The 14,476-nt window shown below is 50.5% G+C and carries 3 protein-coding genes and 2 pseudogenes; 4 read left to right on the top strand and 1 reads right to left on the bottom strand.

All coding sequences use genetic code 11. The annotated features are described in order from the left end of the window. Both ACTHS8_RS10685 and ACTHS8_RS10680 read left to right on the top strand, forming a co-directional pair. Positions 1-3,315: pseudogene (locus ACTHS8_RS10685) on the top strand (collagen-flanked surface repeat-containing protein); the annotation flags it as partial. A gap of 438 nt (positions 3,316-3,753) precedes the next feature. Then, positions 3,754-3,972: pseudogene (locus tag ACTHS8_RS10680) on the top strand (YadA-like family protein); the annotation flags it as partial. A gap of 238 nt (positions 3,973-4,210) precedes the next feature. Here the strand turns inward: ACTHS8_RS10680 and dusA are convergent. Beyond that, positions 4,211-5,215, bottom strand: coding sequence for a tRNA dihydrouridine(20/20a) synthase DusA (dusA, locus tag ACTHS8_RS10675; protein ID WP_440373698.1), 1,005 nt, complete (start codon positions 5,213-5,215; stop codon positions 4,211-4,213). Positions 5,216-5,432: 217 nt separating this feature from the next. On the opposite strand from dusA, the gene ACTHS8_RS10670 reads away from it, so the two are divergent. Both ACTHS8_RS10670 and ACTHS8_RS10665 read left to right on the top strand, forming a co-directional pair. Then, a complete protein-coding gene (locus tag ACTHS8_RS10670; RefSeq protein ID WP_003680049.1) occupies positions 5,433-6,053 on the top strand; it encodes an L-threonylcarbamoyladenylate synthase in 621 nt (206 codons plus the stop codon). Between the two features lie 573 nt (positions 6,054-6,626). Further along, positions 6,627-14,476 (top strand): ESPR-type extended signal peptide-containing protein (locus ACTHS8_RS10665; RefSeq protein WP_440373697.1); only part of this gene is annotated, 7,850 nt, incomplete at its 3' end.

The following is a 14,476-nucleotide window of genomic DNA, read 5'->3' as shown; positions in this document are numbered from 1 at the left end:
ACTGGCGCTAAAGGTGACACTGGTGCTACTGGCGCTAAAGGCGACAAAGGTGATACCGGTGCTACTGGCGCTAAAGGTGACACTGGTGCTACTGGCGCTAAAGGCGACACTGGTGCTACTGGCGCTAAAGGCGACAAAGGTGATACCGGCGCTACTGGCGCTAAAGGCGACACTGGTGCTACTGGCGCTAAAGGCGACAAAGGTGATACCGGCGCTACTGGCGACAAAGGCGACAAAGGTGATACCGGCGCTACTGGCGCTAAAGGCGACAAAGGTGATACCGGCGCTAAAGGCGACAAAGGCGATAAAGGTGACACTGGTGCAGCCGGCGCTAAAGGTGACAAAGGCGATAAAGGTGACACCGGCGCAACCGGAGCTAAAGGCGACAAAGGTGACACCGGTGCTACTGGCGCTAAAGGCGACAAAGGTGAAAAAGGTGGCAGCATCACAGGTGAAGTTGTAGATAATGGTGACGGTACCCATACAATCACTATTACTGATCTTGAAACTGGTTCAGTCACTACTACTATCGTTAAAGATGGTAAAGACGGTGTAGACGGTAAAAACGCCAAAGCCGAAGTTAAAGACAACGGCGACGGCACTCACACTGTAACCATCACTGATGGCGAAGGTAATACCACTACTACCATCGTTAAAGATGGTAAGAACGCTGAAGCCGAAGTTAAAGACAACGGCAACGGTACTCACACTGTAACCATCAAAGACGGTAACGGTAATACCACTACTACCATCCTTAAAGACGGTGCAACTGGTGCTACCGGTGCAACTGGTGCCAAAGGTGATACCGGTGCAGATGGTAAGAACGCTAAAGCCGACGTTAAAGACAACGGTGACGGTACTCACACAGTAACTGTTGTTGACGGTGACGGTAATACTACTTCTACCATCGTTAAAGACGGTAAGAACGCTGAAGCCGAAGTTAAAGACAACGGCAACGGTACTCATACTGTAACCATCAAAGACGGTAACGGTAATACCACTACTACCATCCTTAAAGATGGTGCTACTGGTGCAACCGGCGCAACTGGTGCCGACGGTAAGAATGCTGAAGCCGACGTTAAAGACAACGGTGATGGCACTCATACTGTAACCATCAAAGACGGTAACGGTAACACCACTACTACCATCGTTAAAGACGGTAAGAATGCTGAAGCCGATGTTAAAGACAACGGCAACGGTACTCACACTGTAACCATCAAAGACGGTAACGGTAATACCACTACTACCATCATTAAAGACGGTGCAACCGGTGCTACCGGCGCAACTGGTGCTACTGGTGCAGATGGTAAGAACGCTGAAGCCGACGTTAAAGACAACGGCAACGGCACTCACACTGTAACCATCAAAGACGGTAACGGTAACACTACTACTACCATCGTTAAAGACGGTGCAACTGGCGCTACCGGTGCAACTGGTGCCAAAGGTGATACTGGTGCAGACGGTAAGAACGCTAAAGCCGACGTTAAAGACAACGGTGACGGTACTCACACAGTAACTGTTGTTGACGGTGACGGTAATACTACTTCTACCATCGTTAAAGACGGTAAGAACGCTGAAGCCGAAGTTAAAGACAACGGCAACGGTACTCATACTGTAACCATCAAAGACGGTAACGGTAACACTACTACTACCATCGTTAAAGACGGTGCAACTGGCGCTACCGGTGCAACTGGTGCCAAAGGTGATACTGGTGCAGACGGTAAGAACGCTAAAGCCGACGTTAAAGACAACGGTGACGGTACTCACACAGTAACTGTTGTTGACGGTGACGGTAATACTACTTCTACCATCGTTAAAGACGGTAAGAACGCTAAAGCCGAAGTTAAAGACAACGGCAACGGCACTCACACCGTAACCATCACTGACGGTGACGGTAACACTACTACCACTATCGTTAAAGACGGTGCAGACGGTAAGAATGCTAAAGCCGAAGTTAAAGACAACGGCAACGGTACTCACACTGTAACCATTACTGATGGCGAAGGTAATACCACTACTACCATCGTTAAAGACGGTGCAACTGGCGCTACCGGTGCAACTGGTGCAGACGGTAAGAATGCTAAAGCCGAAGTTAAAGACAACGGCAACGGCACTCACACTGTAACCATTACTGATGGCGAAGGTAATACCACTACTACTATCGTTAAAGACGGTGCAACTGGCGCTACCGGTGCAACTGGTGCTGACGGTAAGAATGCTGAAGCCGAAGTTAAAGACAACGGCAACGGTACTCACACTGTAACTATTAAAGACGGTAACGGTAATACCACTACTACCATCGTTAAAGACGGTGCAACTGGCGCTACCGGTGCAACTGGCGCTACCGGTGCAACTGGTGCCGATGGTAAGAATGCTGAAGCTGAAGTTAAAGACAACGGCAACGGCACTCACACTGTAACCATCAAAGACGGTAACGGTAACACTACTACTACCATCGTTAAAGACGGTGCAACTGGTGCCAAAGGTGATACCGGTGCAGACGGTAAGAACGCTAAAGCCGAAGTTAAAGACAACGGCAACGGCACTCACACCGTAACCATCACTGACGGTGACGGTAACACTACTACCACTATCGTTAAAGACGGTGCAGACGGTAAGAATGCTAAAGCCGAAGTTAAAGACAACGGCAACGGCACTCACACTGTAACCATTACTGATGGCGAAGGTAATACCACTACTACCATCGTTAAAGACGGTGCAACTGGCGCTACCGGTGCAACTGGTGCAGACGGTAAGAATGCTAAAGCCGAAGTTAAAGACAACGGCAACGGCACTCACACTGTAACCATTACTGATGGCGAAGGTAATACCACTACTACTATCGTTAAGGACGGTGCAACTGGTGCTAAAGGTGAAACTGGTGCCACTGGTGCAGATGGTAAGAATGCTGAAGCCGAAGTTAAAGACAACGGCGACGGCACTCACACTGTAACCATCAAAGACGGTAACGGTAATACCACTACTACCATCGTTAAAGACGGTGCAACTGGCGCTACTGGTGCAACTGGTGCAGACGGTAAAAATGCTGAAGCTGAAGTTAAAGACAACGGTGATGGTACTCATACTGTAACCATCAAAGACGGTAACGGTAACACTACTACTACTGTTGTTAAAGACGGTGCTAAAGGTGATACTGGTGCAACTGGTGCTAAAGGTGATACCGGTGAAAACGGTAAGTCTGCTGAAGGTAAAGTTGAGCGTGATGAAGCTAAAGGTACTTCTACCATCACTATCAACAACTTCGATAAAGACGGTAAAGTCATCTCTACTACTACTGCAACCGTGAAAGATGGTAAAGACGGTAAAGACGGTAAAGATGCTGATGGCACCTTCGGTCTGGTTGACGAGACTGGTACTACTGATGGCTCTATCTCCAAAAAACTGAATAACACTATTCAGATTAAAGGTGATGCGGGTACTAAAGTTCAAGTATTCGACAAAGCAACCGGTAAGACTTCAGAGAAAGAAGTTCAAAACATCTTCGTTAAGAAAGACGGCGATGCGCTGAAAGTCAGCTTGAACCCTGATCTGACCGTTAACAGTGTTACTACTAACGAACTGAAAGCAGGTCCTGTAACCATCAACCAAGGTGGTATCGATGCCGGCAACACTACTATTAAAAATGTTGCTCCAGGTAAGAACGGTACCGATGCGGTTAACGTTGACCAGCTGAACCAAAAATTCGGCGATGTGAACAGCAATGTGAACAAGGTTGACAACAACGCCCGCGCAGGTGTGGCTCAAGCTCTGGCTACTGCCGGTCTGCCACAAGCTTACTTGCCAGGTAAGAGCATGCTGGCTATCGGTGGCGGTCACTACCGCGGTGAAACCGGTTACGCTGTCGGCTTCTCTAGCATCTCCGATGGTGGTAACTGGATCATCAAAGGTACTGCTTCCGGCAACTCACGTGGTCACTTCGGTGCTACCGCAGCAGTTGGTTACCAATGGTAATCTGACTTTCAGACGGCCTGAAAAGGCCGTCTGAAAAGACGAAGCAAAGTAAATGCGGCCTAATTTAGGCCGCATTTTTTTATGCTTAGATTATGTTTTGGGTTTATTCGATAAATTAATCGTCATAGTAGCTAAAGAGAAATGAATATATCTTTAGCAGTCTGTTGCAATTTAAAAGGCCGTCTGAAACACCATTTGATGTTTCAGACGGCCTTTTATTTATTCGCACTATATGCCATTAATCCCAAATATTTGCGCGTTCGACTTCTTTCCATGCGTCTAGAATCAGACTGCCGTCGTTGTCTTTCAGCAAGGCGGCATCTGAGAGCATACGGCGCCAAGTGCGGGCATTTTTTAGGCCGTGCATCAAGCCGAGTGCATGGCGGACGATGTGGCGCAGAATGGTACCGCGCCCTGAGGCGATTTGTTCGCGGCTATATGCGTATAGCCAAGCTGCTAAATCTGCGTATTGGATTGGTGCGTGTGTGTCGTTATAAAACAGTGCATCCCAATCGCGCATCAGCATCGGATTGTGATAAGCCTCGCGCCCGAGCATGACGCCGTCTACAAATTTCAGATGTTCGGCGATTTCTTCATTGGTGGTGATGCCGCCGTTAATCAAAATTTCTAAGTCGGGGAACTCTTGTTTCAAGCGGTAGACGTATTCATATTTGAGTGGCGGAACTTCGCGGTTTTCTTTTGGGGATAAACCGTCCAGCCAAGCATTACGTGCATGGACGATAAATGTGCGACAGGCTGTTTTTTCGCGAAGCGTTCCCACAAAATCTGCCACGACTTGATATTCTGTTTGTCTGTCTACGCCGATGCGGTGTTTGACCGTCACCGGAATTTCAACTGCATTCTGCATCGCGTTCAAACAATCTGCCACCAAATCCACATCATTCATCAGGCAAGCACCGAAAGCACCTTTTTGAACGCGCGGGCTGGGGCAGCCGCAATTGAGGTTAACTTCGTTATAGCCATACGCCTCCGCCGCTTTGGCAGCGATTGCCAAGTCATGCGGATCTGAGCCGCCAAGCTGTAAAGCTACCGGTTGCTCACCTTCGTTGAAACTCAAGAAGCGGTCTTTATCTCCGTAAACTACTGCGCCTGAATTGACCATTTCGCTATAAAGCCAAGCATTGCGTGTAATTTGTCGCGCCATAAAACGATAGTGTCTGTCTGTCCAATCGAGCATGGGTGCAACAGACAAGCGGCGGGAAGGCAGGGAAGAAGCAGACATTGAGATGACTTTCAAACAAAATAACGCATTATATAGTGTATTAAATTGACTTTCGATATCGGCCGGTAAATCAAAATTATTTATAAGGTATCACTGGGTGCAGCCGTGTTGTAGCTGAGGCTAAATCCATTCATAGTGTTGGAAATCCAATATTCAGACGGCCAAATAAGTTTTAAAATGTCAAACAACAAACCATTAGAATGATAAGGAAAAAAACATGGCACAATTTTTCGCTATTCATCCCGATAATCCCCAAGACCGCCTAATCAAACAAGCCGCCGATATTGTCCGCAGTGGCGGCGTTATCGTTTACCCTACGGATTCCTGCTATGCGCTTGGCTGCAAACTCGGCGACAAAAATGCGATGGAGCGCATTCTCACGATTCGCAAAATCGATCAAAAACACCATCTGACCCTGATGTGTGCCGATTTGAGCGAATTGGGTACTTACGCCAAAGTAGATAATGCCCAATTCCGCCAGCTCAAAGCAGCTACGCCTGGAAGCTACACCTTTATCCTGCAGGCAACCAAAGAAGTACCCAATCGCACGCTTCATCCCAAGCGCAAAACCATCGGCCTGCGTGTTCCCGATAACGCTACTGCCTTGGCACTTTTGCAAGAATTGGGCGAACCTATTTTAAGTTGCACCCTCATGCTGCCTGAAGATGACGAGCCATTGACCGATCCATACGAAATCCGAGACCGTCTTGAGCATGCCGTTGATTTGGTTATTGATGGCGGCTGGTGCGGTACTGAGCCGACGACGGTTATCGATATGACCGATGGCACCGAGCTGATTCGTCAAGGCAAGGGCGATATTGCCGTATTCGGTTTGTAAAACCGTCCGCGTTTATATAAGTAGGGATATGCGTATTCTTTCTATGATGTATTAAAAGCATATTGCCGATTTTATTGATAACTTAAAAAACAAATTATTCAAGCAAGTAGTTGTTCAATATCATTTCATTAAAGGTCGTCTGAAACATTTCAGACGGCCTTTCCCTTTCGTTTTTTCAATAAATAATTCATTTTAAATAATATTTCAAATAATTGGCATATGGTTTGCATGATTACTGTGTTTACTTGTGACTTGTCAATGGAATACAACACACCGCTTATTAATAGAAACATGGCCGAAACCCTTTTGATGATTGGTTTTTTTGGTTGAAAGCCGTGATTTTATTTAGAAATTAAAGATAATCGGTTTATATTTCCGACTAGCGGATATTTGGTAAGTATGAAATACTATTTCACTTCGAGATAGTAAAAGACCTAAATTTCGTCTCAAAGTGACAATAAACGTCAGCTCGAAGCAAGTATTTGCTGGGAAATCCTCCGCAATAGACTTTTTAAAGTAGCGTCATGCTCATGCCTACGCTTTTATCCATCAAAAAAAGAGAAAGACACACTAATGAATAAGATATTTAAAGTCGTTTGGAACCGTACGATTCAATCTTTCGTCGTAACATCCGAATTGGCCAAAGGCCGTGTGAAATCGTCTGCAGAACAAAACAGTACAGATGTATCTGCCGAATCCGGTAAAAATGGTATCGCGACAGTTTTCAGATTGACAGTAATTTCGGCAGCTCTTTTTGGGGCAAGCAATGCATATGCGGCAACTGCTCCACAAGGGCAAATTGCTACTGATGGTAGTGGTGCAATTGCTATCAGTGGTGCAACAGCAACGGGTTTTGGTGCATTAGGGGTAGGATTAGCGGCACAAGCCAATCAAGGTAACGCTATTGCCATAGGTAATTCAGCCCAAGCTCAAACTGGAAATACCATTGCCATCGGTAAAAGTGCAGTGGCAAATTCTCCGGCTTCGGGTAGTGCGCCATCAAGTGCTATTGCACTTGGTGCAGACGCGAATGCAACCGGCCTTGGTACGATTGCTATTGGACGTGCATCTGAGGTTCTCTCCCAAAATAGTATGAACGTGAATTCAACTCACAATAATATTGCTATTGGTAATACGGCTCGAGTAGGCGATTCAAGTAGTTCTAAGATAACTCAGTCTATTGCTATTGGTTCAGGTAACCGTGTTGATCCACAGGGCAGACCTGAGGGTGCGTGGGCAAAGGGAGACCAATCTATTGCGGTTGGTGGTAATGTCTTGGCTAATGGTAATTCATCTGTTGCTATTGGTGGTGATGATTTAGATGCGGTAGGTGGTACTCGATATTCTGGCAATGCAACGGATAAATTCATCAACTATAATGAAAAAGGTGCAAAGACCGGTGAATATACGCTGAGCGGTAAAAGTCTGCGTGATATTTATAAAGAGATGACTGGTGATACGATGAATTACGGTTCTTATGGTAATACTATTGCCGGTCAAGGTTCTGTTGCATTGGGTGTGCAGTCTAATTCATCTGCCGATTTGTCTTTGGCCATCGGTACTAAATCTCAGGCCACTGCCTTTGGTGGTGTAGCTTTGGGTACAGGTGCGAAGGCTACTTTGCTGAATTCTGTGGCTTTGGGTACGGCTTCTAAAACCGATAAAGAAGGTAAGGCATACGTTCAACGCGAAATCATGGGTGTGACCTACACTTGGGCAGGCGGTCAAACTACCGATGCTGGTGATGTTGTGTCTGTCGGTTCTAAAGGTTACGAACGCCAAATCATCAATGTATCCCCCGGCGATATTTCTGCTACTTCTACTGATGCCATCAATGGCTCTCAACTTTATGGTGTATTGAGTGCAATTGAGCGTGTCCGTTATTTTTCTGTTAATTCAACTGATGGTAGCACTGACGGCACCAAAAACTGGAATAACGATGGTGCGAAAGGTGCAAACTCAATTGCCATTGGCCCATCTGCATCTACGACAAGTGCAGCTACAAATGGTGTCGCTATCGGTAATCAGGCGAATGTTACAGGCGTCAATGCTGTTGCTTTGGGTAACGGTACTACTGCTTCTGTTCAAGATTCTGTCGCTTTGGGCAATGGCGCTGTCGGTGCGGCCAATAATTTTGATGCAACCGCTAAAAATGCCTCATTCAAAAACGATAGCGGCGCTGCGACCAATGTCAGCTATGCTGCTTCTTCATCCTCTACAACAGGCGCGGCTTCTGTAGGCAGTGCAGGCAATGAACGCCAAATCCAGAATGTAGCCGCAGGCCGTATTTCCGCCACTTCAACCGATGCAGTTAATGGTAGCCAACTGTACACCGTTATGAACAATGTTGGACACAATATCCAACAAAACGGTACAGACAAATCTCGTATCAATAATAACGGTACAGTCAACTACGCCGATGGTAATTTGACGACCGTTGCAGTTACCGATGGCGAGAATGCATCAAAAGTTCAAATCAACGTCACTCAAGGCTCATTGTCTGTCGATAATAATGGCACAGTGTCCGCACCGACTGCCGGTGTAGCGACTGCCGGCGATGTAGCCAATGCCATCAATAATGCCAAAACCACAACCAAGGTGGAGGCAGGCAGTAACGCGCACGTTAATAAAACAACTTCAGGCAAAGAAACCACTTATACCGTCAGCGCAGATAAAGCAACGGTACAAGTTTCCAATGCTTTGAATCTGACCTCTAATACTACAACCGCAGCCGATGGTGCAGTCACAACTAGTTACAGCATCGACTTGGCTGATGGCACCAAAGACGACATCCAAAAAGGTGTGGACGCCAAAACCACCGTTGACAGCAAAGGCCTGACCTTCAACGGCGACAGCGGCAGCACCAACGTTGAAAAACTCGGCTCCACCGTGACCGTTGCCGGCGACGACAACATCACCACCGAAGCCCAAGACGATAAAGTGACCGTCAAGCTGAACAAAGACCTGGTAGTAGACAGCGTCAAAGCCGGCGATACCACCGTTAACAACGACGGTGTTAAGATCGCAGGCGGTCCTAGCCTGACCAAGTCCGGTATCGATGCCGCCGGTAACAAAGTGACCAACGTCGCCGATGGCGACCTCAATGCCAACAGCAAAGATGCCGTTAACGGCAGCCAACTGTTTGCGACCAACCAAAACGTAGCCAACAACGCCGCCAATATCGCCAAAGGCATCAACTTCGGCGGTACCACCGGCAGCAACAACTACGCATTGGGCGACACCATCAATGTCAAAGGCGACAGCAACATCATCAGCGAAACCGTAGCCGGTGGTGCACAGCTGAAACTGGCCAAAGACATCACCGTTGACAGCGTGACCGCAGGCGACAGCAAACTGAATTCAGACGGCCTCACCATTACCGGTGGCCCGAGTGTGACCAAAGCAGGCATCAATGCCGCCGGCAACAAGATTACCAACGTTGCCCCGGGTACCGATGACACCGACGCCGTCAACTACAGCCAGCTGAAACAGCAAAGCGCCGCAGCGCGTACCGAAGTTGCCGCCGGCACCAACATCAAAGACGTGGTGAAAACGACCGGCGCCAACGGCCAAGACATCTACACCGTCAACGCCAAAGGCACGACTGCGAGCGCAGGTTCCGACAAAGTGACCGTCACTGCTTCAGCAGAAGACGCGAACAACGTGACCGACTACAGCATCGACTTGGCGCAAAGCACCAAAGACGACATCCAAAAAGGTGTGGATGCCAAAACCACCGTTGACACTAAAGGCCTGACCTTCAACGGCGACAGCGGCAGCACCAACGTTGAAAAACTCGGCTCCACCGTGACCGTTGCCGGCGACGACAACATCACCACCGAAGCCCAAGACGATAAAGTGACCGTCAAGCTGAACAAAGACCTGGTAGTAGACAGCGTCAAAGCCGGCGATACCACCGTTAACAACGACGGTGTTAAGATCGCAGGCGGTCCTAGCCTGACCAAGTCCGGTATCGATGCCGCCGGTAACAAAGTGACCAACGTCGCCGATGGCGATCTCAATGCCAACAGCAAAGATGCCGTTAACGGCAGCCAACTGTTTGCGACCAACCAAAACGTAGCCAACAACGCCGCCAATATCGCCAAAGGCATCAACTTCGGCGGTACCACCGGCAGCAACAACTACGCATTGGGCGACACCATCAATGTCAAAGGCGACAGCAACATCATCAGCGAAACCGTAGCCGGTGGTGCACAGCTGAAACTGGCCAAAGACATCACCGTCGACAGCGTGACCGCAGGCGACAGCAAACTGAATACAGACGGCCTCACCATCACCGGTGGCCCGAGTGTGACCAAGTCAGGCATCGATGCCGCCGGCAACAAGATTACCAACGTTGCCGCCGGTACCGATGACACCGACGCGGTCAACTACAGCCAGCTGAAACAGCAAAGCGCTGCCGCCCGTACCGAAGTTGCAGCCGGCACCAACATCAAAGACGTGGTGAAAACGACCGGCGCCAACGGCCAAGACATCTACACCGTCAACGCCAAAGGCACGACTGCGAGCGCAGGTTCCGACAAAGTGACCGTCACTGCTTCAGCAGAAGACGCGAACAACGTGACCGACTACAGCATCGACTTGGCGCAAGACACCAAAGACGACATCCAAAAAGGTGTGGACGCCAAAACCACCGTTGACACCAAAGGTCTGACCTTCAACGGCGACAGCGGCAGCACCAATGTCAAAAAACTCGGCTCCACCGTGACCGTTGCCGGCGACGACAACATCACCACCGAAGCCCGAGACGATAAAGTGACGGTTAAGCTGAACAAAGACCTGGTCGTAGACAGCGTCAAAGCCGGCGACACCACCGTTAACAACGACGGTGTGAAAGTAGGCGACGATGTTGCATTGACCCAAGACGGCGTTAAAGCAGGTGACGTCAAACTGACCAAAGACGGTTTGAACAACGCCGGCAACAAAGTGACCAACGTAGCCGCCGGTACCGACGATACCGACGCCGTTAACTACGGTCAGCTGAAAGAGACCAACGCCAATGTGGCCAAAGGTCTGAACATTGCCGCCGACAACGGTAACGACGACAACGTCCAACTGGGCGAAACCGTTGCCTACCGCAGCAGCGACAAAAACATCGTCACCACCGTGTCCGACAACCAGATTGACTTCAAACTGGCCAAAGACATCACCGTCGACAGCGTCACCGCAGGCGACAGCAAACTGAATACAGACGGCCTCACCATTACCGGTGGCCCGAGTGTGACCAAGTCAGGCATCGATGCCGCCGGCAACAAGATTACCAACGTTGTCCCGGGTACCGATGATACCGACGCCGTCAACTACAGCCAGCTGAAACAGCAAAGCGCCGCCGCCCGTACCGAAGTTGCAGCCGGTACCAACATCAAAGACGTGGTGAAAACGACCGGCGCCAACGGCCAAGACATCTACACCGTCAACGCCAAAGGCACGACTGCGAGCGCAGGTTCCGACAAAGTGACCGTTACCGCCGCCGCTGCAGACGCGAACAACGTGACCGACTACAGCATCGACTTGGCGCAAGACACCAAAGACGACATCCAAAAAGGTGTGGACGCCAAAACCACCGTTGACACCAAAGGTCTGACCTTCAACGGCGACAGCGGCAGCACCAATGTCGAAAAACTCGGCTCCACCGTGACCGTTGCCGGCGACGACAACATCACCACCGAAGCCCAAGACGATAAAGTGACCGTCAAGCTGAACAAAGACCTGGTAGTAGACAGCGTCAAAGCCGGCGACACCACCGTGAACAACGACGGAGTGAAAGTAGGCGACGATGTCGCATTGACCCAAGACGGCGTTAAAGCAGGCGATGTCAAACTGACCAAAGACGGTTTGAACAACGCCGGCAACAAAGTGACCAACGTAGCCGCCGGTACCGACGATACCGACGCCGTTAACTACGGTCAGCTGAAAGAGATCAACGCCAATGTGGCCAAAGGTCTGAACATTGCCGCCGACAACGGTAACGACGACAACGTCCAACTGGGCGAAACCGTTGCCTACCGCAGCAGCGACAAAAACATCGTCACCACCGTGTCCGACAACCAGATTGACTTCAAACTGGCCAAAGACATCACCGTTGACAGCGTGACCGCAGGCGACAGCAAACTGAATACAGACGGCCTCACCATTACCGGTGGCCCGAGTGTGACCAAGTCCGGCATCAATGCCGCCGGCAACAAGATCACCAACGTAGCCGCCGGTACCGATGACACCGACGCCGTCAACTACAGCCAGCTGAAACAACAAAGCGCCGCCGCGCGTACCGAAGTTGCAGCCGGTACCAACATCAAAGACGTGGTGAAAACGACCGGCGCCAACGGCCAAGACATCTACACCGTCAACGCCAAAGGCACGACTGCGAGCGCCGGTTCTGACAAAGTGACCGTCACTGCTTCAGCAGAAGACGCGAACAACGTGACCGACTACAGCATCGACTTGGCACAAGACACCAAAGACGACATCCAAAAAGGTGTGGACGCCAAAACCACCGTTGACAGCAAAGGCCTGACCTTCAACGGCGACAGCGGCAGCACCAATGTCGAAAAACTGGGTTCCACCGTGACCGTTGCCGGCGACGACAACATCACCACCGAAGCCCAAGACGATAAAGTGACCGTCAAGCTGAACAAAGACCTGGTAGTAGACAGCGTCAAAGCCGGCGACACCACCGTGAACAACGACGGAGTGAAAGTAGGCGACGATGTCGCATTGACCCAAGACGGCGTTAAAGCAGGCGATGTCAAACTGACCAAAGACGGTTTGAACAACGCCGGCAACAAAGTGACCAACGTAGCCGCCGGTACCGACGATACCGACGCCGTTAACTACGGTCAGCTGAAAGAGACCAACGCCAACGTGGCCAAAGGTCTGAACATTGCCGCCGACAACGGCAGCGACGACAACGTCCAACTGGGCGAAACCGTTGCCTACCGCAGCAGCGACAAAAACATCGTGACCACCGTGTCTGACAACCAGATTGACTTCAAACTGGCCAAAGACATCACCGTTGACAGCGTGACCGCAGGCGACAGCAAACTGAATACAGACGGCCTCACCATTACCGGTGGCCCGAGTGTGACCAAGTCCGGCATCAATGCCGCCGGCAACAAGATCACCAACGTAGCCGCCGGTACCGATGACACCGACGCCGTCAACTACAGCCAGCTGAAACAACAAAGCGCCGCCGCGCGTACCGAAGTTGCAGCCGGTACCAACATCAAAGACGTGGTGAAAACTACCGGCGCCAACGGCCAAGACATCTACACCGTCAACGCCAAAGGCACGACTGCGAGCGCCGGTTCTGACAAAGTGACCGTCACTGCTTCAGCAGAAGACGCGAACAACGTGACCGACTACAGCATCGACTTGGCACAAGACACCAAAGACGACATCCAAAAAGGTGTGGACGCCAAAACCACCGTTGACAGCAAAGGCCTGACCTTCAACGGCGACAGCGGCAGCACCAATGTCGAAAAACTGGGTTCCACCGTGACCGTTGCCGGCGACGACAACATCACCACCGAAGCCCAAGACGATAAAGTGACCGTCAAGCTGAACAAAGACCTGGTAGTAGACAGCGTCAAAGCCGGCGACGCCACCGTGAACAACGACGGTGTTAAGATCGCAGGCGGTCCTAGCCTGACCAAGTCCGGTATCGATGCCGCAGGCAACAAAGTGACCAACGTAGCCGCCGGTGACCTCAATGCCAACAGCAAAGATGCCGTTAACGGCAGCCAACTGTTTGCGACCAACCAAAACGTAGCCAACAACGCCGCCAATATCGCCAAAGGCATCAACTTCGGCGGTACCACCGGCAGCAACAACTACGCATTGGGCGACACCATCAATGTCAAAGGCGACAGCAACATCATCAGCGAAACCGTAGCCGGTGGTGCACAGCTGAAACTGGCCAAAGACATCACCGTTGACAGCGTGACCGCAGGCGACAGCAAACTGAATACAGACGGCCTCACCATTACCGGTGGCCCGAGTGTGACCAAGTCAGGCATCGATGCCGCCGGCAACAAGATTACCAACGTTGCCCCGGGTACCGATGACGCCGACGCCGTCAACTACAGCCAGCTGAAACAGCAAAGCGCCGCCGCGCGTACCGAGGTACGTGCCGGTACCAACATCAAAGACGTGGTGAAAACGACCGGTGCCAACGGCCAAGACATCTACACCGTCAACGCCAAAGGCACGACTGCCAGCGCCGGTTCTGACAAAGTGACCGTTACTGCTGCCGCAGCAGACGCGAACAACGTGACCGACTACAGCATCGACTTGGCACAAAACACCAAAGACGACATCCAAAAAGGTGTGGATGCCAAAACCACCGTTGACACTAAAGGCCTGACCTTCAACGGCGACAGCGGCAGCACCAATGTCGAAAAACT

The sequence above is a fragment of the Neisseria sp. P0016.S008 genome (assembly GCF_051957775.1).
In the GTDB taxonomy this organism is placed as follows: domain Bacteria; phylum Pseudomonadota; class Gammaproteobacteria; order Burkholderiales; family Neisseriaceae; genus Neisseria; species Neisseria flavescens_B.
This window is presented reverse-complemented; position numbering and strand designations above follow the sequence as displayed.

Excerpts from the sequence above, each read along its gene's own strand:
- dusA (WP_440373698.1), bottom strand. The coding sequence starts at position 5,215 with ATGTCTGCTTCTTCCCTGCCTTCCCGCCGCTTGTCTGTTGCACCCATG.
- ACTHS8_RS10670 (WP_003680049.1), top strand. The coding sequence starts at position 5,433 with ATGGCACAATTTTTCGCTATTCATCCCGATAATCCCCAAGACCGCCTA.